The organism is Microcoleus sp. CZ3-B2 (genome assembly GCF_036705055.1).
In the GTDB taxonomy this organism is placed as follows: Bacteria; Cyanobacteriota; Cyanobacteriia; order Cyanobacteriales; family Microcoleaceae; genus Microcoleus.
On record NZ_JAUBTN010000043.1, the window covers coordinates 23178 to 46966 of the forward strand.

13 protein-coding genes and 1 pseudogene are annotated in these 23789 nt (G+C 47.6%); 7 read left to right on the forward strand and 7 right to left on the reverse strand.

What is annotated here, in order from left to right; genetic code table 11:
* The 3 genes and pseudogenes from QUA97_RS18825 to QUA97_RS18835 all read right to left on the reverse strand — a co-directional run.
* Positions 1-203 (reverse strand): annotated as a pseudogene (locus QUA97_RS18825) (hypothetical protein); the annotation flags it as partial.
* Between the two features lie 329 nt (positions 204-532).
* Entirely contained in the window at positions 533-1480 is a 948-nt protein-coding gene (locus QUA97_RS18830) for an NAD(P)-dependent alcohol dehydrogenase (protein ID WP_194066784.1), read from the reverse strand.
* A 179-nt stretch (positions 1481-1659) separates the two neighbouring features.
* The gene (locus QUA97_RS18835) at positions 1660-3834 is read right to left on the reverse strand and encodes an EAL domain-containing protein (protein WP_194066783.1); all 2175 of its coding nucleotides are present in this window, start codon (positions 3832-3834) and stop codon (positions 1660-1662) included.
* Between the two features lie 245 nt (positions 3835-4079).
* On the opposite strand from QUA97_RS18835, the gene QUA97_RS18840 reads away from it, so the two are divergent.
* Positions 4080-8768: a PAS domain-containing hybrid sensor histidine kinase/response regulator gene (locus tag QUA97_RS18840; RefSeq protein ID WP_333195554.1), complete on the forward strand. Its 4689-nt coding sequence runs from the start codon at positions 4080-4082 to the stop codon at positions 8766-8768.
* A gap of 245 nt (positions 8769-9013) precedes the next feature.
* Here the strand turns inward: QUA97_RS18840 and QUA97_RS18845 are convergent, their stop codons facing one another.
* Entirely contained in the window at positions 9014-9622 is a 609-nt protein-coding gene (locus QUA97_RS18845) for a hypothetical protein (protein WP_194066781.1), read from the reverse strand.
* A gap of 463 nt (positions 9623-10085) precedes the next feature.
* On the opposite strand from QUA97_RS18845, the gene QUA97_RS18850 reads away from it, so the two are divergent.
* The 4 genes from QUA97_RS18850 (at position 10086) to QUA97_RS18865 (ending at position 15422) form a co-directional block, all read left to right on the forward strand.
* Positions 10086-10265, forward strand: a complete 180-nt coding sequence (locus QUA97_RS18850; RefSeq protein ID WP_228049858.1) for a hypothetical protein — start codon at positions 10086-10088, stop codon at positions 10263-10265.
* A 137-nt stretch (positions 10266-10402) separates the two neighbouring features.
* Positions 10403-11500: a DJ-1/PfpI/YhbO family deglycase/protease gene (locus QUA97_RS18855; protein WP_333195555.1), complete on the forward strand. Its 1098-nt coding sequence runs from the start codon at positions 10403-10405 to the stop codon at positions 11498-11500.
* Between the two features lie 302 nt (positions 11501-11802).
* The gene (locus QUA97_RS18860; protein ID WP_333195556.1) at positions 11803-13239 is read left to right on the forward strand and encodes an N-acetylmuramoyl-L-alanine amidase; all 1437 of its coding nucleotides are present in this window, start codon (positions 11803-11805) and stop codon (positions 13237-13239) included.
* A gap of 164 nt (positions 13240-13403) precedes the next feature.
* Positions 13404-15422: a glycoside hydrolase family 10 protein gene (locus QUA97_RS18865; protein ID WP_333195557.1), complete on the forward strand. Its 2019-nt coding sequence runs from the start codon at positions 13404-13406 to the stop codon at positions 15420-15422.
* Here the strand turns inward: QUA97_RS18865 and QUA97_RS18870 are convergent, their stop codons facing one another.
* The gene (locus QUA97_RS18870) at positions 15423-15788 is read right to left on the reverse strand and encodes a GNAT family N-acetyltransferase (protein ID WP_228049857.1); all 366 of its coding nucleotides are present in this window, start codon (positions 15786-15788) and stop codon (positions 15423-15425) included.
* Positions 15789-15902: 114 nt separating this feature from the next.
* Here QUA97_RS18870 and QUA97_RS18875 point away from each other — a divergent pair, with 114 nt between their 5' ends.
* Together QUA97_RS18875 and QUA97_RS18880 are read left to right on the forward strand one after the other, a co-directional pair.
* Positions 15903-16040, forward strand: a complete 138-nt coding sequence (locus QUA97_RS18875; RefSeq protein WP_228049856.1) for an MFS transporter — start codon at positions 15903-15905, stop codon at positions 16038-16040.
* A gap of 107 nt (positions 16041-16147) precedes the next feature.
* The gene (locus QUA97_RS18880; protein WP_333195558.1) at positions 16148-16852 is read left to right on the forward strand and encodes a rhomboid family intramembrane serine protease; all 705 of its coding nucleotides are present in this window, start codon (positions 16148-16150) and stop codon (positions 16850-16852) included.
* Positions 16853-17198: 346 nt separating this feature from the next.
* Here the strand turns inward: QUA97_RS18880 and QUA97_RS18885 are convergent, their stop codons facing one another.
* Entirely contained in the window at positions 17199-20192 is a 2994-nt protein-coding gene (locus QUA97_RS18885) for a calcium-binding protein (protein WP_333195559.1), read from the reverse strand.
* A 34-nt stretch (positions 20193-20226) separates the two neighbouring features.
* Positions 20227-23502, reverse strand: a complete 3276-nt coding sequence (locus QUA97_RS18890; RefSeq protein WP_333195560.1) for an Ig-like domain-containing protein — start codon at positions 23500-23502, stop codon at positions 20227-20229.
* Positions 23503-23789: the final 287 nt, after the last annotated feature.

A 23789-nucleotide genomic window follows, 5' to 3' on the forward strand; every position in this document is an offset into this window, starting at 1 on the left:
TCTTCACCTTCTAATTTACTAACATCTACCGAATCATCGGCGATTGGTGCAATGCTATTTTCCGGGCTAACTTCTTCACCTTCTAATTTACTAACATCTACCGAATCATCGGCGATTGGTGCAATGCTATTTTCCGGGCTAACTTCTTCGAGGTTGTTGTCGGAATCTTGTTCGGATTTCTCCAAGTCTGAGGGCACAGTCATAGGTATTTGTGATTTTATTTAAGCTTTACGTTTATTAGTCTTGGAGGTAGGTGAGTGCAAAAATTTAGTTTACAGCTTAAGTTCCAATAAGGTTGGGTTGACACTGTTTATTTCCCGGAGATTTCCCTAAATCTCCCGGATAGTCGGGGGACTTTGAGAGCACTCTTGTCCCCCCTTTTTTTAGGGGGCCAGGGATCTCCGGCTTAACCCAAGTGTATTGAGTTAAGCCGGAGATCCCTTTTAACTTTAACGCCAACCGCGCATTTTTTGCTGAACTATTCCCACGTAATACATATAATGTCTGAGTCGTGTCGGTCAAACATAGTTTTTTAACTGTCAATGACGATCGCAATTTTGCCGACAGCGCGGCCGGTTTCGCTGTAAGTGTGGGCTGCGGCTACTTCTGCTAAGCTGTAAGTGCGATCGACAATTGGCCGGGTTTGCTCAGATTCGATTAATTCCCGCAAAAATCCCAAGTCGTCCGGCTTGGGTTTGGCAACAATTAATTGAGCTTTTTTACTCGACAAAAACCAGCTAGTCAACATCGGGAAGAAGTTCTCAAAACTCGGTAAAGTCGAGATATAAACTCCCTCCGATTGCATCACTTTTTCGCATTTAGCAAATGTTTGTTTGCCGACAGCATCCAAGATTATATCATATTTTTGGGGTTGTTTAGTAAAGTCTATTTCTGCATAATCCAGAACAATATCTGCTCCCAAATTCTTGACAAACTCTCTATTTTTAGCGCTGCAAAGTCCCGTTACTTCCGCGTTAAGTGCTTTGGCAAGTTGCACGGCAAAAGTGCCGACTCCGCCAGAAGCGCCGTTAATTAATACTTTTTTGCCGGCTTTGATTTCACCCAAATCTCTCAGCGCTTGCAAAGCAGTTAAACCGGCGATCGGTACTGCGGCAGCTTCTGCATGGGTGATGTTTTTAGGTTTAATTGCTGCTATCGATTCTGGCACGACAGCGTATTCGGCACAAGCACCGCCATTCAGGGGATTTAAAAATGTATAAACTTCGTCTCCCGGTTGAAATTTGGTGACTTCCCGGCCGACTTCTACGACTACTCCCGAAATGTCTGAACCGACAATTCGAGGAAATTTAAATCCTGTCAATAGTTGCAGGTGTCCTTGCCTAATTTTCCAGTCTACGGGATTGACGCTGCTAGCGCGAACTTTGATTAACAATTCGTTGGATTTGGCGATCGGCTTGGACAATTCTCGGTACTGCAATTCTTCGGCTGAACCGTAGCGATCGAACGCAACTGCTTTCATGGCAAATTTTCCGGTTTATTTCCAATAGAACACTCAATCCTTTACAATTACAGCACATTCGATCTAAATGTGACACAGTAAATTGAGCCAGCCTTGTAGCAGCGGGCGATCGACTCTTGGAGGCCGACCGACTGGAAGCAGGCGTGAGGCAATGGGTTCGCTGGCAAGCGTGCGATCGACTAGCGATTAAAATTAATAGGAACAGGGCGGGCGATCCCGTAACCCTGAGCATAATCTACGCCAATCTCCCGCAATTTTTCTAAGATAGTCTCGTCTTCTACAAACTCAGCTATAGTTTCAAGATTCATCGCATGGGCAATACCATTAAAGCCTTTAACCAGCGCTTGAGAAATCAAACAATGATTAATATTCTTGACAAAAGCACCATCAATTTTTAGATAATCAACTGGTAAATTCATCAGATACGCAAAGGAACTCAACCCACTGCCAAAATCATCTAAAGCAAAGCAACAGCCAATCTTTTTGAGTTCGCTCATGAAATATCGGGCTTGCTCAAAGTTCGCGATCGCTGCGGTTTCCGTGATTTCAAAACAAATGGTTTCTGGGGGGACTTGGTAGCGAGGAAATTGTCCGATTAAAAACTTCATAAATTGATTGTTACTAATACTAGCGCCAGAAAGATTGATGCTATATAAGCCATCAGTAAGAACCTGTTCCCCAGATAAATTATGATAATTGGAGAAAAAAGTTTCGATGACCCAACAATCGATCTCAGTTATCAAGCCATAACGCTCGGCGGCGGGAACAAACTCATTGGGAGTCACTATTTCTTCATTTTCGTCTAGCATTCTTAGCAAAATTTCATAATGCTCTACTGAGGGGTTAGAGGTAATAGAGACAATCTTTTGGCAGTAGAGACGAAAATGATTGGTTTCCAACGCTCGGCTGATTTTGGAAATCACCAGTCTCTCACCCCGTTGTTTAATTAGTTCGCCATCATCCACACGATAAACATGAACACAGTTGCGGCCTTTGGCTTTGGCGGCATAACAAGCTGCATCAGCGGCTCCCAAAAGCTGCATCAAATCTTGGCTGGTTTGGTCAATAGCAACAACTCCAATGCTGACCCCGATGATCAAGCTTTTGCTATTCCAAATAAACCGAAACTGATGCACTAGGTCTTTGAGCTTTTCCGCAATCTGAGCTGCTTGAGATAGTGGACATTGAGTGAGCAAAAGACCAAATTCATCACCTCCCAAGCGAGCCAGCGTGTCACTAGCACGGACTCCCTGTTGAATAAGTGCGGTGATTTGGCGCAGTAGCTCATCGCCAGCAATATGACCTGCGGTATCGTTAATGACTTTGAACTGATCTAAATCTAAATAACAGAGAGCGTGCTGGTGATTGCTATCTTTAACAGATGCGATCGCCTCAATTAGCTGCTGTTCAAATCCTCGACGGTTGATTAAACCCGTCAGGGCATCGTGACTGGCTTCCCAATAAAGTTGCTTGGCAAGATGGCGCGATTCGGTAACATCATGAAAGACGATGACTGCCCCGATAATTTGGTTTTGGTGATCGCGAATTGGTGCTGCTGAGTCCTCAATGCCGTACTCCGTCCCATCGCGAGCAATGAGAATAGTATGGTTAGCTAAGCCCACAATTTTACCCTTTGACAGAGCTGTAGTGACAGGATTGTCTACTGGCTTTCTCGTTACTTCATTAACGATTATGAAAACTTCAGACAGAGGCATTCCTTCAGCTTCCTCCGATATCCAGCCTGTTAGTCGCTCAGCCACAGGATTGAAATATCTAATATTACCTTGAGCATCAGTAGTAATGACGCCATCGCCAATCGATTGCAATGTCACCTGAGCCAATTCCTTTTCGGCAAAAAGGGCATTTTCGAGGCGTTGATGTTCCTCGATCTCTTTGATGAGGCGCAAATTGTGTTCTTGGAGGCTTTTGCGGAGTCGTTGGATAGTTAGGTGAGTTTCGACACGCGCCAATACCTCTTCGACTTGAAACGGCTTGGCAATATAATCTACTCCTCCTACGGCCAGTGCTTGCACCTTATTGAAAGTTTCACTGAGCGCACTCAAAAAAATAACTGGAATGTCTGCGGTGCGATCTTCAGATTTTAATTTTCTGCAAACTTCATAGCCATCCATATCTGGCAATTTAATGTCTAGTAAAATTAATTCCGTGGCTGGAGATTTGGCAGCTCTGATAGCCATTGCCCCTGTCATCGCACTACGAACTTTATAACCCTGTGCGATCAAAGTATCCCTGAGAAGACGCAGGTTATCAGGCAGATCGTCAACAATTAAAATATTGCCTCGGTAGTTTGTAGCTCGATCGCTAACCCTATCGCTAGTTCTATTGCCAATCATACTAATTTCCCTAGTTTCCTGCTAGAGGAATATAAGCCTATGCACAAATAGTATAGTTTAATTATTCGGTTAAAAAAGTCACTTTACCCACAAAGAAGTCCTGCGATCCCGGAGATATGGGGCTGGCAAGAGGGCGCAACCATACAAAATCTCCATTGTTCAGGTAGGGGCAGTCCCCCCGTGGTTGCCCTTCTTCGCTTTGCCTAACATCATAAGAACATTGTTTCAACCTAAGCAGCCGATTTATGAACAAGCGCATTTCTCACATGGCAAGCCTATTCGTCATTGCGATCGGATGTCTCGTGCTGTTGGGTTGGCAATTTGACATCTCCCTACTCAAAAGTGGTTTTCCTGGTATGACTTCGACTATGAAAGCAAACACGGCAGTTTGCTTTTTGCTGGCTGGAGTGTCTTTGAGATTGTTGCAGTACCAAAGACTAACCCGACTGCACTATCGAGTCGCTCAAGGGACGGCAGGATTCATCATCATCATCGGTATGCTGACGCTGAGCGAGTATCTCTTTGGTTGGCATCTGGGCATTGATGAGTTGCTTTTCCGGGATGTCGTGTCTTCAGCGACTCCTTATCCGGGGCGAATGGGAGTGAATACTGCCTTGAATTTTGTGCTGATGGGATTAGCACTATTACTGCTAGGGCAAAATCTCCAATGGGGCATTTGGTTGGCACAGATTTGCAGTATTGTTGCGGCTTTAATTTCTCTGCTAGCTTTCTTTGGACACATCTTTGAGGTCAATATTTTCACCCAACTAATCGTAGTTACAACAACTCAAGCCCTAAACACGATTCTGACTTTTTTCATCCTCTATGGAGGAATTTTATGGCTCCGCCCCAAGGAAGGGTTAATGCAAGAAGTCACCAGTTCGCTAGTCGGCGGAGTCATGTTGCGGTGGTTCCTGCCTTGGGCGACGCTCTTTCCAGTGGCAATGAACTGGTTCTCTCTTCAGGGGCAAAAACTAGGCTGGTATAACGCTGAATTTGGCTATGCCTTGCGGTCAATCATCATGGTTCTCACGTTCTCAATTCTCATTTGGGGGACGGCTCGATTTCTTAACCAGATAGATTTCAATCGCCAACAAACCCAAGTAGAGCTTCAAAAACTTAATGAAAGTTTAGAAAATCTTGTGACTGAACGGACAGAATCTGTACGAAAATCGCAGGCTCGTTTTGCTGGAATCCTAGAAATCGCCAATGATGCAATCATTTCAGTCGATCGCACTCAACGCATTACCCTATTCAACCAAGGGGCAGAAAAGATTTTCGGCTATAAAACAGAGGAAGTTTTAGGGCAACCCCTCAGCTTACTGCTGCCAGAGCAATTTAGGACTGCTCACCAGCACCATGTCCAACAGTTTGCTAAATGTTCTGGTGCAGCGCGAAGCATGGGAGAACGAGGTGAGATTTTGGGTCGCCGTCAAGATGGTACGCAGTTTCCGGCTGAAGCCTCAATTTCTAAGCTGGAAATAGCAGACGAAACGGTATTTACGGTTATTCTTCGCGATATTAGCGATCGCAAACAGCGTGAGCAAGAATTACTTCAAACAACAACGCTGCAAAAAGCTATTTTAGATAGTGCCAACTACAGCATCATTTCCACCGCCGTAGATGGCACAATTCTTACCTTTAACAAAGCTGCCGAGCGATGGTTGGGATATAGTGCCGAAGAAGTTGTGGGGAAAATAACACCTGCCATCATTCACGATCCACAGGAAGTCGTGCATCGCGCCCAAGAGCTATCTGTCCAAATGGGAATCTCGATCGAACCGGGATTTGAGGTTTTTGTTGCCAAGGCACGTTTTGGAGAGCCCGACGAGTACGAATGGTCGTACATCCGCAAAGATGGTAGTCGCTTTCCGTTACTGATCTCGGTGACGGCCTTATATGACCCAGAAGGGAATATCACAGGGTTTCTCGGCATTGGAAACGATATTACCCTCCGCAAGCAAGCAGAAGCATCACTGGCATGCTTGGCAGCGATTGTGGAATACTCTGGTGAGGCAATTATTAGCAAGTCCTTAGATGGCATCATTTTAAGCTGGAACCATGCAGCAGAAAAAATCTTTGGCTATAAGGCTGAAGAAATTATAGGACAATCGATCGCCATTCTAGTTCCACCCAATCTTATTTACGAAGAACAGCACATCCTCGAAACGATTCGACAAGGAGAAAAGATTGAAAACTATGAAACTGTGCGTGTACGCAAAGATGGACAACTTATCCACATCTCTTCTACCCTATCACCGCTGAAGGACACAACAGGCAGAATTGTTGCGGCTTCTGTAATTAAACGTGACATCAGCGATCGCAAGCGCGCTGACAACGATCGCCAACAAATTGAGATCGCTTTACGAAACAGTGAAGAGCAATTTCGCCATGCCTTTGAAGATGCCTCGATCGGGATGGCGATTGTTTCCCTTGATGGGCATTGGATTAATGTCAATTCTGCGTTATGTCAGATTATTGGCTACTCCCCAGAAGAGTTATTAGCGTTAACCTTTCAAAACATTACCCATCCTGACGATTTAGAAGCAGATCTTAGTTATGTCCATCAGCTATTAGCAGGCGAGATTTCTACCTACCAAATTGAAAAACGGTATTTCCACAAGCAAGGACATATTGTTTGGATTGTTCTCAATGCCTCACTGGTACAAGATGAGCGGGGAAATCCACTGCATTTTATTTCTCAAATCCAAGACATTACGGCTCGAAAAGAAGTTCAAAAGACACTCGAACTGCAAAGCATTATTATGAATAATATGGCAGGGGGAGTGTGTTTAGTCAAAGCCTCAGACTTGACGATCGTCTACACTAATCCTAAATTTGAGGCGATGTTTGGCTACCTAGAGGGCGAACTCGCAGGTCAACCCGTTGGTGTAATAAATTATGTCGATACACAGGTTACACCCGACGAAACCGTTGAAGATGTTGTGACTCAACTCGATCGGGACGGGGAAGCCAAATATGAAGTCTACAACAAAAAAAAAGATGGCACACTCTTTTGGTGCAGAGTTCATACCTCTAGGTTCGAGCATCCTGAATACGGAACTGTATTTGTTGCCGTTCAGGAGGATGTATCGCAGCTAAAACTTGCTCAGCAAGCCTTACAATCCACCACAAATCGCCTTAACTTTCTCCTGAACTACAGTCCCGTCGTCATTTTTAGCAGTAAAGCTGATGGCGACTATGGCGCAACCTTCATCAGTGAAAACATCAAAGATGTAATGGGCTACGAAACTAAAGCGTTTTTAGAACAGTCTGGATTTTGGATGAATCATCTGCATCCCGATGAAGTAGATCGAGTGCTTAATGGAATAACTAACCTGTTCACAGATGATTTTTATTTTCAGGAATTCCGTCTTCTGCACGCAGATGGGAATTATCGCTGGGTACTCGAACAACTCAAGCTAATTCGCGATCGTGCGGGCAAACCAATTGAAATCTTGGGATATTTGATTGACATTACAGAACGCAAACAAGCTGAGGTGGAACTTCGGCAGGCAAAAGAAGCAGCAGAAGCAGCAAACCAAGCCAAGAGTATCTTTCTCGCCAATATGAGCCACGAACTCCGCACCCCCCTCAACTCGATTTTGGGATTCACGCAATTGATGAGCGATGAAAGCGCTCTGACTCCTTCTTTCCAAGAACGCTTACAGATTGTCAATCGTAGCGGTAGACATTTGTTGGACTTGATTAACGATATTTTAGATTTATCCAAAATTGAGAGCGGACGGATGACGCTCAATCCTTCTGACTTTGACTTGACAAGTTTACTGACTTCTATTGAAGAAATGCTGCAAATTAAAGTCCAACCCAAAGAATTAGAGCTAATTGTCGAGCGAGAGCCCGAACTTCCTAAATTTGTGCATACCGACGAGAAAAAACTCTATCAAGTCTTGGTCAATCTGCTCGGTAATGCGATTAAGTTTACGAAGCAAGGAAGCATCACCCTACGAGTAAGAGCAGCACAAAGAGACCAAACATCCTGTCACCTATGTTTTGAAGTCGAGGATACAGGTGTGGGAATTTCGCCAACAGAAATCGATAAATTATTTAAGGTATTTGTGCAAGCCGAAGCTGGGAATAATTTAAGTCAAGGCACTGGGCTTGGTTTAGCGATTAGTCAAAAACTCGTCCAACTCATGGGCGGTCAAATTGGCGTTAAAAGCACTTTGAACCGAGGTAGCACTTTTTCCTTTGAGATTCGCGTACAGTTACCTCAAGCAGAATCCTTACCCCCAGCACCGCTCAATCAAAGAGTAATTGGTTTAGCTCCCGGACAACCGACTTACCGCATTCTTGTTGTTGAAGATTTAGAAGAAAATCGCCGCTTATTAGTCGAGATCCTGACCTCAATTGGGTTTGAGGTGAGAGAAGCAACACAGGGAGTTGAGGCAATCTCACTGTGGGAGAGTTGGTTGCCGCACCTGATTTTCATGGATCTGCGAATGCCAATCATGGATGGCTACACAGCTACCAAACTCATTAGAGAACGCCCTAACAACCCAGAAACTGTCATTATTGCTTTAACTGCCAGTGTTTTTGAAGATGAGCGAGAGAACGTTCTCATGTCTGGCTGTAACGACTTTATGAGCAAGCCATTTCAGCAGAGAGAACTTTTTGACAAACTCGCTAAATATTTGGGAGTGCAATATATCTACGAAGTCCTAGGACAAACTCTAAAAAAACCATTGGTTGAAAAGCTGTCTGTAGAAGATCTATCCGTGATGCCCCCTGAGTGGTTAGAACAAATGTATCAAGCCGCTTACTATCTCGATACCGAAGTTCTGAACGAATTAATCGTAGAAATTCCCGAATCTAAAGCAAGTTTGTCCAAGGCACTAACTAATTGTGTTTATAACTTTAATTGTGACCAAATTATGGAGTTAATTCGACCTCTGCTGCCGAATCCACTTTAGCGATCGAGTTTAAGGACAAAAAAGCTACAGCATATTGCATTTATATGCGGTACACACAATCTTGTTGTCAGTAAGGTGCGTCGCCACCGGTCAATCTGCAAGTTCCATTGAACCATAGAACAGCGACGCACCCTACATAACACGTACCGCACAATAATAGCTGGTACTGTACTTAACGAACCTGGAATATGCTGTATATAGCATTCTTTTTGGGAACTGCTATTAATTATTTGACACGTTATTTGTTACTTATTGCACCGATCGCTGGAGTTGTAAACAATGCTACTGAAGCGTCCGTCAACAGTTCCCACTTCCACACAATACCCCGTCCGGTTTTCTACATAATAGGCACTTTTGCCGCCGTCAAAGGTTTGGGTTGTGCGGTAGGTGTAGCCCCGTCGTTGCAATTCTCCCTCTGCTTGCCCCGCTTTAGCTCCCACGAGGTCTTTTAATTTGGGAGGCACGGTACTATAGAGGTTTTCGGGGGTATTACCTTTGTTGGTAGTAGACGCGGAAGAGGGAGCGCGTTCGTTCTGATAGACGTAAACCGATTCGTCGCTAAAACGAAAGATGGTCGCCGGGCCGTCATTTTCTCTCAGAACTGACATCTGGTTTTTATACAGATATTCGTTCTCACCATTGGGTTTGAGTTCATAGGTAATGCCATCTTCCCGTTGAATGCGGATAAAGCCTTGACGCTGAGAGAAGGTGCAATTGACGACTTTCGATGCGCGGTCTTCCCCCCTGGGATAAATGTCACAGCGAGAATTAACGGTTTGAGCTTGGGTTGCTGAGGCGATCGCCAGGGTTGAAAAGGTGACGACAGCAGAGAATAGGGCATTTTTCAACTTCATTTTTGACCAAATTCCGAGTTTTGGATGGTTAATCAAGTGATAGTGCTTGAATTTCACTAGCCTGGTACTGTAGCAACAGTATTCATATTAAAGCTTATCAAACATCAAATAAACTCGACCAATTTTGTTCCCCATGAAGCCTCTAGTTCGTTTATTCCTCCTCTCCATCACAAGCGAATTTCTTGATGGTACAAGCCCCCGTCTCGATCCGTGGAATCAATCGAAAGCATCTGGAATCTAAAATCCTCAAGCCCCCGACTCGATCCGTGGGGTCAATCCAAAATCTAAAATCTAAAATCTAAAATCGAATGACCGCGATCCCCCTCCTGGGGTGCCATCCAGGGTTATTACTGAGTTCGTCCGCTAATTCGACCCCATCTCAACAGGAACCATTGCCACAACTCAGCTTTTCTGTCAATAATCTGGATTTGTCTGTTAGCCCCAAAAAAGACTCACAGATTGTGTGTGGTGTTCTCGCCTTGTGCAGGAGTATGGGGAAGCTGAAATCGTGCGCGATATTCCGATCGGCAAAATCGCTCCTCCTCAAGATGTTGCCAATGCGATCGCGTTTTTAGCGTCGGGTTTGGCTGCACGCGCTACCTGGACTGCGATCGATATTAACGGAGCCTCTTACGTGCATTGAGAAAAATACTGTAAAATACCTCTCAAGGCTCACGCTCGCACCTTTTTAAAATCACTAAATTATCACTTTAGCAAGACGCTAAAAACATCATAAATGACTTATGTTTAGATAAAAAGATAGTCTGAGGAAAATTGATTATGACAACAGATAACGTCACCCACACAAAACGAGTTGCCATACTCATAGAAAATGGAGTTGAAGATTCCGAATTTCTAGTTCCTTACAACGCCTTAAAACAAGCAGGATTTGAAGTGGTTGTTCTCGGTTCCCGTACTAACGAAAAGTATGCCGGTAAAAATGGTAAAGTTTCCCAGCAAGCTGACGGAACTACTACTGAATCAGTAGCAGGAGAATTCGATGCAGTAGTCATTCCCGGCGGTATGGCTCCCGATAAGATGCGGACTAACCCCAATACAGTGCAATTTGTACGAGAAGCATTTGAACAAGGAAAAATTGTAGCTGCTGTTTGCCACGGCCCGCAACTTTTGATTGAAGCCGACTTGCTAAAAGGCAAAAATACCACAGGTTTCTTGGCAATAAAAACAGACATGATCAATGCCGGAGCTAACTACATCAACGAAGCTTTAGTAGTTGACGGCAACTTAATTACTTCCAGACAACCGGGAGATTTAGCACTATTTACCACCGCAATTCTGGCTCGCCTCGGTTACGGCGGTAAAGCAGTAGGTTTACCCGAAGAAACTGACAGCAGTGCAGAATGGTGGAAATTAGCTAATGCTTGGGGAGGCTCCACACAAGGCGATATTGCTAAAGGTTTGAATACCGCCCTCGCAGGGGAACGTTATGCTTGCGAAGCGTTTCAAAATTATGCGGAGAAAACCGGAGATAGCGATTTGCGATCGTTCCTTGCAGAAATGGTTCAAAACAAACAGCACCACATCCTCGCTCTGGAAAAGCGCCTGAACGATTTCGGCGAAAAACCCTCAATTCCCGCCCAAATTGCTGATAAATACGCTAAATTAAAAACTTCGCTCCAAGGAACTGATGAAACGTTTTTGTTGCGAACCATTCTGGGCGATTTGCAAACTGGTGTTGTCGATATCCACAACCTGCGGGCCCAGTTTACAGATCCGGTATCAACTGACATTTTTACAGAGATAGAAGCGGATTTGTCTATGTGCGAGCAAGCCTTTGCTAAACTCTTCCGCGCCCGTGCAGTTTCCCAGGACATTAAGCCGCCAAAACCTTCGACTAGCCCCGCTGTTACGATGTAACTAGCCACCGGATAAATAAATTTGTAGTTGTGCCAAGGGGTTAAAACCCCCACCTAGAGCGCAACTACAAATTGGGAGCATCTCATATTTGTAAAAAGACTTCTTTTGACTCCTTCTTTCTTCCTCTTTCCTCCTGTCTCCTGTCTCCGGCCTCCTACCTCCAATTTCTAGCTTGGCTGCAAAAGTGAGATGCTCCCTACAAATTTGCTATGCAATAATAAAATATACGCCTTTGCGGTAAAATAAATCCCAAGACTAAAAAGCAGATGCTAAATTAACTGCAAGGTGGAGAATTTTATAAAATGGGTTCTATCTTTGTTTCAGCAGGACACGGCGGGTTTGAAGGCAGCTTGCGGGATATGGGGGCGATCGCACTTGGCACCACCGAAGCCCAGGAAATGATTCTAACTCGCGACTTATTAGTAGCCGAATTGCGGCAGCGAGGCCTAGAAACTTTTTCGGTGCCCGATACTCTGAGTTTGCTAGAAACTATCGCTTGGATAAACAACCGCAGCCTCGCGGGAGATGTAGCGGTAGAAATTCACGGCGACTCTTTTTCTAATCCCCAAGTTCGCGGTGCCACTGCGTTTTATATTGGCAGCAACCCTAAGCGAAAAGCAGATGCGGATTTAATTTTAAACGGCTATTTACGCAGGTGCCGAGAAATACCAAGCCGCGGCGCAAAAGCAGATACTGAAGCTGGTGTTGGTAGCCTCGGATTTTGTCGGCGCGTCAACATTCCTTCCCTACTGATTGAACTCGGTTTTTTGACCAGCCCCGATGACTTGCGAATTATTCAAACTCGTCGCCGCGATGTCGCCCTCGGGCTCGCTGATGGGCTGGAAGCTTGGTTGAAAAATACGAATTTGAAACCCTTGCCAACACCGACACCCGCACCGACACCAGCGCCGACACCAGCGCCGACACCCGCACCAACGCCCGCCCCGACACCCGCACCAACGCCCGCGCCGACACCTATAGTTTATCCCTTAATTAATATCCAAATTAACGGTGGGCCGCACGAAGATAAAGGCATTTTGGTGAACGGAAATTCCTTTGTCCCTTCCGAAGTTCTAGACCTTCTCAACGTCGAACCAGAGGCAGTCGATCGCCGGGTAACGTACAATGGAGTAGTTTTCGTGCGGGCGATCGATTTGCGCGATCGCGATATTTCCGTAACATGGGATCAGTCTACAACATCAGTATTACTGCGATCGCGCCGCGATATCCTCTCAGGCGTAGCAAAAATCATGGGTCGGGGTCTAACTACCGCCCAACAAATGACAGCATTTCTCACCAAAAATAACAGCAAAGCCCCAGTAAACTTTCCGAATTTACCTCAAATTTACGTGCAAGAAGCAGCCGCAGAAGGAGTTAACCACGACGTAGCTTTTGGCCAAATGTGTTTAGAAACAAACTATCTCAAATTTGGCATTGCAGTAAAAGCAGAACAATTTAACTTTGCCGACATGGGAGTCATCAGCCCCACAAATTCCGGCCTCTCATTTCCCGATGTCAGGACAGGAATTAGAGCGCAAATTCAGCACCTAAAAGCTTACGGTAGCATCGAACCTATCGACCAACCTTTAGTCAAAGAAAACGTGCGTTTTCGCTTTGTCAAGCGCGGTGTCGCCCCCACAGTCAACGAACTTGCCGGTCGCTGGAATTCTGACCCATTATACGGAGAAAAAATCATCAATATCATCCGGCTTTTCTACGAAAATGCAGGTTTATTGTAGTCAGTTGACAGTTGACAGTTGATAGTTGTCAACAGTTAATAGTTAACAGTTAACAGTTAACAGTAAACAGTCAACAGTCAACAGTCAACAATGCCCAATCCCTCCGCTTCGCTCCGCCCAATCCCTCCGCTTCGCTCCGCCCAATTCCCGATTATTAAATAACTATGGTTTCTAGCAACATCCAATTTTCCGACATTCAAAATAATTGGGCAAAAATATTTATTGACGGCTTAGTAGAACGGTCAGTAATTAGCGGATTTCCCGATCGCACTTTTCGCCCCAACAGCAACCTAACCCGCGCCCAATTTGCCGCCATTGTCAGCAAAGCCTTTCCCATACCCGACAAACGGCCCTACATTCCCTTTATCGACGTTCCCGCCACTCACTGGGCCGCCGCCGCCATTCAAACAGCATATAAAAGAGGGTTTATTTCCGGCTACCCCGACAACCTGTTCCAACCCGAAAACAGGATTACCAGAGCCGAGGCATTAGTCGCCTTAGTTAGCGGAATATTTGGCTCAAATAGTGTACCAACAAGCAATCTTATCCTATCAAACATCTACCTAGACAGCACAGAAATTCCCAACTATGCCAAAAATGCGATCGTCATAGCCACCCAATCCGAAATAGTCGTAAACTATCCAAATTTAAACTTATTAAATCCCGCCGGAAGCGCCACCAGAGCCGACATTTCAGCCTGGGTTTATCAAGCATTAGTGTATCTCAAAAAAGCGCCAGCAATATACAATCAATATATTATAGTTCTCAGCAAAGTTCCCCGACCCCAAGTTTACGTCAACCACCAGCGAGAATTTCGCGGAGTTTGGATAACATCAGTGTGGAATATTGACTGGCCGTTCAGCAACAAACTCTCAACAGAACAGCAAAAAGCCGAACTGTTAAAAATTCTTGACAGGGTACAAGAAATGAATTTCAATGCAATTATTCTCCAAGTTAGAGCCGCAGGCGACGCCCTTTACGCCTCACAATTAGAACCTTGGAGTTCATGGCTGACAGGAACTCAAGGAAAACCACCAGAACCTTATTATGACCCTTTAATATTTGCCGTTGCAGAAAGCCACAAACGCAACATAGAAGTTCACGCTTGGTTCAATCCCTACCGCGCCAAAGTTTCTTATACCCAAACCCCTCCCAACGTCAGCCCCCACATCTCTGTTACCAATCCCGAATGCGTTTATCCGTGGGGCGACGACTGGTGGATGGATCCGGGAATTGATTTAGTGCTAGAAAAAACTTACAACGTCATTTTAGACGTAGTAAAGCGCTACGATATAGACGGCGTTCACTTCGACGATTATTTCTATCCTTACCCGATTGCCGGCCAAGAATTTCCCGACAGCAAGATTTACAATAGTTATGTTTCCCGAGGCGGAAAAATGAATTTAGGAGATTGGCGTCGGGAAAATGTTAACAAGCTAGTTAAAAGACTAGGAGAAGGAATTCGAGCAGCCAAACCCAACGTTAAATTCGGCATCAGTCCCTTCGGCATATATCGCCCCGGCCAGCCGCCCCAAAGTCGCGGTTTAGATGCCTACGAAACACTTTACGCCGATGCCAAAAAATGGTTAGTATCAGGTTGGGTCGATTATCTCAATCCGCAACTTTATTGGCGCATCGACCAAACAGCTCAAAGCTATCCTGTTTTGCTGCAATGGTGGCTAGAAAATAACCCGCAAAACCGACATATTTATGTGGGAAATAACTTAGGAAAGCTTGACGGTCAGAAGTGGAATGTAGACGAAATCAACAATCAAATTGAGATGACGCGCAACTCCAAACAAAACTTAGCTTTAGGCAATGTTTTCTTCAGCATGAAAGCATTTAGCGACAATCGCCAAAAAATATACGATAATTTCAAATCCACTACATACACGCAACCCGCACTCGTTCCCGTGATGCCTTGGCAAAATGGAACGCGACCAGCCCCTCCCGCATCAGCCGTAGTCCAAAAAGTTGGCAACAGCAATATTTTGCAGTGGAAAAATCCCGCCGATAAAAACATTCGTTCCTGGACGCTTTATCAAAAAAATGGAGATAGCTGGAAGCTGATCAAAATCCTCAATGCAGACACAGTACAAGTAGCCGTAGGAACGGGAATTTATGCTTTGTGCGCGGTGAGTATCATGGCTGTAGAAAGTGTAGGAGTTTTCATAGAAATATAATCACAAGTTTAGCGAAAAATGATGGCATATAATGTTCATACGTTGCTGCAAATAGAAGCGATGGGCATCAAAACGCTGAACTCCTGAATCTAGATGTAACTCTTTGCAATCATGGTGCCTGCCAAATTCTATCAACCACTCAAACAGATTTTGCCCGTAACCTTTTGACCGCACTGTTTCATCAACAACCAAATCATAAACATACAAAAATCGTCCCCACGCCAAACACTCATCAATACAGAACCCTGCTACAGCAAATATTTGAGCATCTCGTTCTAAAAAAGCCAACTGGTAACCATTCTGCTTTTGACGCTGAACTTTCTCCAAAAAATCCTCTTGTTTCAGGTGTGGACGTAATTGAGCCAATATCGGAAAGCATTCAAGGATTTGTGAATCGGATTTTGCCAACAGGATCGACATGAACTAAAATCTATCGAAACTTCACTTCTAGACTATGATACCTAATTTTTGTCCATCCCATTGACAAAAAACTTTCGCCAATTCGAGCGAGTCACAAATGCCGATCGGGCGATCGAAGAAACAGCCCGCACTTTTCACATCGGAGACAAAACCCCCAAAGTTTCCCAAATGATTTACGGCAATCCTGACAACAGATAAATTCAACAGACAACTGACTAATAACTTCTTCCTTGCGATAGAAGAAATATTGCAGGCAAATACGCTATCCTGTTGCCAATATTTTTGATTTTGAGGAAAAAACGGCTGTGGTTCCCTTACGCGACGAAAACCCGATCGGCATCACTCCCTACGTTACCTACGGGCTGATTGCTGCAAACGTATTAGTATTTTTGTACGAACTCTCCTTGGGCGATCGCCAATTAACGCAATTTTTCTACTCTTGGGCGGTAGTTCCTTGCCAGCTAAGCAATATGTGTCGGGTAGCGCTGCCCGTTTCGCCATTTCCCGAATGGACTACGCTAATTAGCTCCCAATTCCTGCACGCAGGCTTTCTCCACATTGCCGGAAATATGTTATTTTTGTGGATTTTTGGCAACAACGTAGAAGACCGTTTAGGACACGTCAAATTTATAATATTTTACCTTACCTGCGGCGTTTTAGCATCACTAACTCAGTGGTTTTTTTCCTCAACATCAGCCATTCCGTCCCTTGGTGCTAGCGGCGCGATCGCAGGCGTGATGGGAGCTTACATTCTCAAATATCCCCAAGCCAAAGTATTGACATTGCTGCCGTTAGGAATCTTTATCACCACCGTCAGAATCCCCGCTTTCTTCTTTCTCGGATTTTGGTTTGCACAGCAAGCATTGAGCGGGTTGGCTTCCTTAAATGCCCCGGCAAATGTCGGCATGGAATCCGGGGGAGTTGCCTACTGGGCTCACGCCGGCGGCTTTGTTTTCGGCGCTATTCTCGGCCCTTTATTGGGGCTTTTTTCTGAGGACGATCGGATTTAGTTGTTAGTTGTTAGTTGTTAGTTGTTAGTTGGGGCGGTGGATGGTGCGTGCGGGCCCTCAGTTGTTAGTTGTTAGTTGTTAGTTGTTAGTTGCTAGTTGTTAGTTGTTAGTTGCGAGTTGTTAGTTGTTAGTTGTTATTGGAAATTAAGAATTGGGCGGAGCGAAGCGGAGGGATTGGGAATTCGTAGCGAGCAACCAATAACCAATAACCAATAACTAACAACCAATAACCAATAACCAATAACTAACAACCAATAACCAATAACTAACAACCAATAACCAATAACTAACAACCAATAACCAATAACCAATGACCAATGACTAATGACTAATGACTAATGACTTTCTAGATAAAAGTGAAGTCAAATCCCGAAAGAGAAGCAACTCCAGTTACACCATTTAACTTCGCCAAAATCTGAGAATCGTTGCCGGTGACATTATTACCATTGCCGTCATAAATGATGTAAGTATTGCCGCCGGAATCGTAGGCAAACAAGAAAGCGGTTCCTCCCAAAATATTTGCAGAAACAGTTGTCTGCACGTTCAGCAGAACTTGACTGCCATTGCTCAGATTCGGGAATCCGGGGGCAAAATTAAACTGATCCTCGATCGGCACGCCGAGACCGCTAAAATCGGTAATCACATCGTATCCGCCCGTGGCGATCGCAGCATCGATCGCCGCCGAAGAAGCCGCATCAAACACCGGCCCACCATCCGCAGGGCTAGTATACCGGAATTGATTGCTGCCACCACCTCCGCTCATCGTATCTGCCCCCTGGCCTCCGATCAACACGTCATTATCCAAACCGCCATTAATCGTATCGTTGCCGCCTTGCCCGTCAACAGTATCGCTGCCAAGCAAACCGTTCAAATTGTCCGGCAACGAGCCTCCAATCAATTTGTTGGGGCCCGTATCGGCCGGCAAGATGCCAACGGTGACAGTACCTACGCCCGGAAGCGTCCCGAATCCGTCGCTGACGCTGTAGGTGAAAGTAGTGGTACCCGCTACGTTACCCGCGATGAACAGCACTCGATCGCCCTGATTGACAGCTATGCCCTGTTTTGGCGTACCGACATTGATAATGCTCAGCGGGCCTTTTTGCGGGCTCGAATCGTTGGCGAGCACATCGATGAAAGTGGGCACCAAATTATTCGTACTCGTAAAGACGATGCCGTCATCGCCAACAATCGGCGACAGAGTAGTTGGAACAGTTACCGAGGTATCGAAAGAATTGATATTAATTGCGACAGAGGCTGCAGCCGTGCCGCCTTGGTCGTCAGCAACGCTGTAGCTGAAAGAGCCCGCTTGCCCGATCGCATCAGCTTTAGGTTGGAACTGCAAGCCCAGCAATTCCTGAACAGTCAATTTTTGATTGATAGCCAGCGGACTCGTACCGATAACTACTTGGCCGAAAGTCGGATTGGGAAGTCCAGCTACGCTGACCGCCAGCGCTTGGCCCTCCGGGTCGCTGGGCGCAGAAATGCTCAGAGACAAAGGCAAATTTTGCAAACCAGTCAGCGTCTTACCAGTTTCCACGATCGGCGGCTCATTAGGAGTCGGAGATGTGAAACTCGGCGGCACCGGCCCCCCGCCGAAAGGTGGAGGAGTTGGAGTAGCAGCAGTCGGAGTCGGGACGATGGAAGGACTCGGACTCGGAATTGTCCCGCCCGCAGTCGGAGTCGGAGTCGGACTCGGAACCTGTGTCGGCAATGTCCCCGGCGACGGAGTTGGAGAAGGAGTTGTCCCCGGTGATGGTGATGGAGTCGGACTCGGACTTGTCCCTGGTGTCGGAGTCGGTTCGGGAGTCGGAGTTGGAGTCGGAGTCGGAGTCGGTGCCGGAGTCGGAGTCGGTGCCGGAGTCGGAGTCGGTGCCGGAGTCGGAGTCGTTGCCGGAGTTGGAGAAGGCGTTGTCCCCGTCGGAGTCGGTGCCGGAGTTGGAGAAGGAGTTGTCCCCGTCGGAGTTGGAGAAGGAGTTGTCCCCGAAGGAGTTGGAGAAGGCGTTGTCCCCGTCGGAGTTGGAGAAGGAGTTGTCCCCGAAGGAGTTGGAGAAGGACTTGTCCCCGAAGGAGTTGGAGAAGGACTTGTCCCCACAATTGTGAAGGGATTGTCCTCTACGCGGGGTATTTGAGCCGTAGTGAACCGAGATTCATCTAGCGAGTTCGATCGCACATCCACCAACACCGCCAAAAATTCCCCAGTTTGCCTGTCCCGAATAATCGTGTTGCTAGAATTCGAGCCTTGACCCTGAAAGATTTCTAACTGTGTAAAGTTGAGACCTCCAGCCAGACCGATCGAATCTTCCGGCTTAAAATCTCTAATTAAATCAGCATCCCCGATGTCGCGGCCGCCTGTCGTGAGAAACCCGTTGCCACTAGGCGAAGTACCCACCCTAGCGAGAACAAAAATATCCGATCCATCGCCTCCAGTCAGAGTATCAGACCCGCGATCGCCCGCCAGAATATCATCCCCACCACCTCCAGACAGAGAATCATTGTCATCCCCCCCGAAGATCAAGTCATCACCCTCACCGCCATCACCAGTATCATTACCCACACCACCGCTGATGACATCGCCCCCGTCGCCGCCCAACAAAATATCATTACCCCTAGCGCCGATCAGACAGTCATTACCAGTGTCGCCAAAAATAGTGTCACTGCCCTTGTCGCCAAAAATCAGGTCATCCTCGGCACCGCCGCGCAGACAATCATTGCCTTTACCGCCGTACAGCGTGTCGTTACCTTCAGCACCCAAAACAATATCATTGCCCTGGTCGCCAAAAGCTACATCATTACCAACGTCGCCAGAAACCAAATCATCGTCTTTGCCGCCCCGCGCCGTGTCATTGCCGCTGCCGCCTTCAACAATATCTTGACCGGCACCACCATTGAGAGAATCGTCACCATCATCGCCCCTGACGATATCAGCCCCGTCCCGACTCAGAATCGTGTCGTCACCGACACCCCCGGAAATCGTGTCATTGAACAAGCTGCCGACTAAATAGTTATTCCCATCATTTCCGACAACTAAGCCATCGACGAAAACTGGTTCTGGGGGAGGCGTGGGTGCAGTCGGAACTGGCCGCGGCACCGGCGTGACCGAAATCCCCGGGCCCGTCCCGTTCATCGAAGGAGTTGTCCCCGGCGACGGCGTAGGCGATGTCCCCGTCATGGTCGGAGTTGTCCCCATCATCGTCGGAGTTGTCCCCGTCATGGTCGGACTTGTCCCCGTCATGGTCGGAGTTGTCCCCGTCATGGTCGGAGTTGTCCCCGGTGACGGCGAGGGCGACGGCGTAGGTTCCGTCATCGTTTCGACAATAATTGCTGGTACTGCACTCGGCATTGTTTCGACTCCTTGCGACGCTACTCAAAAACTACTAAATAAACTTAAAGTCAGAGGCAGTAATAACTGTGCTCAGAGCTCCCGGCACTGTAGGAATAGTATTCAACACTGCCAAATCGAAAGCTGGGAGACTGTCATCTGCCACATTTGGGTCAAACCCGAGAACGTACTTGTCAAAAGTATTGTTCAAGTACACGAAGAAAGCTCCTGTTTTGCTCGAACCGTTTTGATTTTTCAACACTGCGTTGACAGCTTGAGCGTTGTCAAATTTAGATTCAAACAAAATGACTTCTTGATTGCTGATATTGTCGCCGCCGCTGCCGATATTCCTGACGATAAAACTGGTGAAATCGTTAGTAGTTCCAGAGTTGGTTAGACCGGCAAAATTTGACGACCTGAACAAGAATCTGTCGGTGCCTGTGCCGCCGACATTGAAGTCAGCAATAATATCCACACCTTCACTCGGAACTTCGTAGTAGAAGAAATCATCGCCAGCGCCGCCTGTGAGCAAGTCAGAACCGTTCCCGCCCCCCAAAATGTCATTGCCGGCACCGCCTTCTAGGGTGTCGTTGTCATCGCCGCCCAACACCAAATCGTTGCCGAATGCGCCGCTGAGACAGTCGCTGCCGGCACCGCCGTCTACAGTGTCGTCGCCCGCTTCGCCGAACAGGGAGTCGCTGCCGCCCTCTCCCAAAATGTAGTCGTTGCCGATACCTCCGAGTGCGGTGTCGCTGCCTTCTGAGCCCAAAATCGTGTCTTCGCTGTCGCCGCCGGAGATGAAATCGTTATTGATACCGCCGTCGAGCAAGTCTCTGCCGAGGCTGCCGTCGAGGATGTCGTCGCCTGCACCGCCGTCGATGGTGTCGTCACCTAAACCACCCAATAAGGTGTCCATGCCGGTGCCTCCAAGTATCGAGTCCTCGCCGGCTTCTCCCAATATTGAGTCATTGCCTGTTCCGCCATCAATGGTGTCGCCGTTGTCGCCGCCCAAGATGATGTCGTTGTCATTGCCGCCGAACATCAGGTCGTTGCCCTGTCCGCCGATGAGGGAGTCGATGCCGTCTTCGCCGTCGATGGTGTCGTTGCCGAGTCCGCCGTCGAGGATGTCGTTGCCGATCGAACCTAGCAGTGAGTCGTTACCTCCTTCACCGAATTGGAGGTCGTCGCCGCCCCTGCCGTCGATGATGTCGTTGCCGTCGCCCCCAGAGAGGGTATCGTTGCCGGCACCGCCGATGATGTAGTCGCTGAGGTTGCTGCCTGTAAAGGTACTTGCTGGGAGTGCGGTGCGATCGACAATATTATCTACCACCGTAATGCTGAAGGATGCAGGCCCGATCGTTGCAGACCCGTCGGAAGCTGTAAAGGTGAAACTATCGCTACTGCCAGCCGCCAGCAAGTTGTATTTGACAATGTTGTTGTTGATATCGTCTTGGCTGAATTTGCCGCCGACGTTGAGAAACGTGGTGCCCCTTTGGACAAAACCTCTAGTAGCATCCGGGGCTTTGGTAATCGTGTAAACGATTTCCGACGGCGGGTTGTCGGGATCTGTTACCAACAAATCCGCAGCGGTGATTGTCTGGGTAGGAGCAGCTTTGGCAACCACCACACCGCCGTTAACTACTAACTGCGGCGGGTTGCTGACGTTGATGGTTACTACCGCCTGACTGGTGCCGCCTTTGCCATCTGAGATCGAGTAACTGAAGCTGTCAGTACCTGAGAAGCCGGGATTCGGCGTGTATTTGAATACGCCCCCACCAGAGGGAGTCAGGGTTCCTTTGGTTGTTGGAGTAAAAGTAGTGACACTCAGAGGGTTCTTGTCCGGATCGGTGTCGTTGAATAGAACGTTAAGACTGAGTTCTTGACCCGAAACCGTGGTGAAGTTGTCGTTAACTGCTCTGGGAGCCTGATTCGGGAAGGGGGTAGGACTCGGTGTCGGACTCGGTGTCGGACTTGCTGTCGGCGTCGGTGTCGGACTTGATGTCGGCGTCGGAAACATCGGTGTCGGACTCGGTGTCGGTGTCGGACTTGATGTCGGAGTCGGTGTCGGACTTGATGTCGGTGTTGGTGTCGGACTGTCTGTCGGAGTCGGTGTCGGACTTGCTGTCGGGGTCGGTGTCGGAGAAGGACTGGGGGTGGGTAGGGGTAGCGGGGTGGCGCTACCGGGAACTGTGGGGGCAATTACAAAGGAGCTGCGTCCTAGGGTTCTGCTGTCAACTCCGGGCAATACTGCTAAAAAGTCGCCGCTGACTCCGTTACGAATAATTGTGCTGCCGGCTTTGCTGTCGGTGCTTTGGAAGATTACCAAATCTTCAAACTTGAGGTCGCCGCTGAGTCCGATCGAATCTTCGCCTTGGCGAAAGTCTGTGAAAATGTCCGCATCGGCGATATCCGGGCCGCCTGTGGTCACAAATGCCGGGTTAGTGCCGTTGCTGCTGCCGCTGGGGGAACTGAAGCCACCAATGACAAAGACATCTCTGCCTTCGCCTCCGGCCACGATGTCTTTGCCTTCGTCGCCCCACAGCACGTCGTTGCCAGCGCCGCCGTCGATGATGTCGTCTCCAGCACCTCCAAACACGATGTCGTCACCGTCGCCAGCAAAAATTGTGTCCGCGCCGGCATCTCCGTAGAGCCAGTCGCCTCCTTCGTTGCCAAATAGCAAGTCTTCTCCGTCGCCGCCGAAGAGCGAGTCGTTACCTTGGTCGCCCCACACGATGTCGTCGCCTTTGTCGCCCAAAAAGCTATCGTCGCCAGAGCCCCCGCGCAAGCTGTCGCCGCCTTTGCCGCCGTAAGCGGTGTCTTTGCCTTCGCCTCCGATTACTGTGTCGTTGCCGTCATTGCCGTACAGCAGGTCGGGGTTATTTCCCCCATCGAGGGAGTCGTTGCCTTTACCTCCGTAGATGGTATCGAGTCCTGAACCGCCGTCGAGTACGTCGTTGCCGGGCCCGCCGAACAGCACGTCGTCATCCTCGTTGCCAAATACTAAATCGTCGCCGTCCAAGCCTAGGACGGTATCGTTGCCTTGCAGCCCGGAAATCACGTCGGGGCCGGGACTGCCTCCTAGGGAGTCGTTGGCTTCTGTGCCCCGGATCACGCCTCCGATCGTTGAGGGTGCGGTACCGCCTCCGCCCAAGGTGTCGTCTATGCCACCAAATGTGTCGTCGCCGGAGGGTGTCGGTGTCGGTGCGGGTGTCGGTGTCGGTGCGGGTGTCGGTGTCGGTGCGGGTGTCGGTGTCGGTGCGGGTGTCGGTGTCGGTGCTGGCTCTGGAGTTGGAGTTGGCTCAATTATGATACGCGGTACTGCACTGGGCATTATTTTGGCTCCTTTAAACGACGGTTCCGATTAACTTTAAGAACTGATCAATCTCAGTTTGTTGGCTCAAATCTGGCTTATTATTGATTAATAATCTCGCTCATTTCTAGCATAATAAATCAAAATTGCCAGGGCTATAGATTTTTTTGAACTCAGGTATTTTTTGTGCTAGAAATAGTAATGTTTGCAAGTTTTGATGTGGGTTTTGGGTATACTCTAATATCGCCGGATTTTGCTCGACCCTAAAAGTCTGAATTCAAGTCAGCCTCGATGAGCTATCCAAGGGT

What these genes read in the sequence shown, in the direction of transcription:
- QUA97_RS18830 (WP_194066784.1), bottom strand. Translation starts at nt 1,480, where the DNA reads ATGAAAGCAGTTGCGTTCGATCGCTACGGTTCAGCCGAAGAATTGCAG.
- QUA97_RS18835 (WP_194066783.1), bottom strand. Translation starts at nt 3,834, where the DNA reads ATGATTGGCAATAGAACTAGCGATAGGGTTAGCGATCGAGCTACAAAC.
- QUA97_RS18840 (WP_333195554.1), top strand. Translation starts at nt 4,080, where the DNA reads ATGAACAAGCGCATTTCTCACATGGCAAGCCTATTCGTCATTGCGATC.
- QUA97_RS18845 (WP_194066781.1), bottom strand. Translation starts at nt 9,622, where the DNA reads ATGAAGTTGAAAAATGCCCTATTCTCTGCTGTCGTCACCTTTTCAACC.
- QUA97_RS18855 (WP_333195555.1), top strand. Translation starts at nt 10,403, where the DNA reads ATGACAACAGATAACGTCACCCACACAAAACGAGTTGCCATACTCATA.
- QUA97_RS18860 (WP_333195556.1), top strand. Translation starts at nt 11,803, where the DNA reads ATGGGTTCTATCTTTGTTTCAGCAGGACACGGCGGGTTTGAAGGCAGC.
- QUA97_RS18865 (WP_333195557.1), top strand. Translation starts at nt 13,404, where the DNA reads ATGGTTTCTAGCAACATCCAATTTTCCGACATTCAAAATAATTGGGCA.
- QUA97_RS18885 (WP_333195559.1), bottom strand. Translation starts at nt 20,192, where the DNA reads ATGCCGAGTGCAGTACCAGCAATTATTGTCGAAACGATGACGGAACCT.
- QUA97_RS18890 (WP_333195560.1), bottom strand. Translation starts at nt 23,502, where the DNA reads ATGCCCAGTGCAGTACCGCGTATCATAATTGAGCCAACTCCAACTCCA.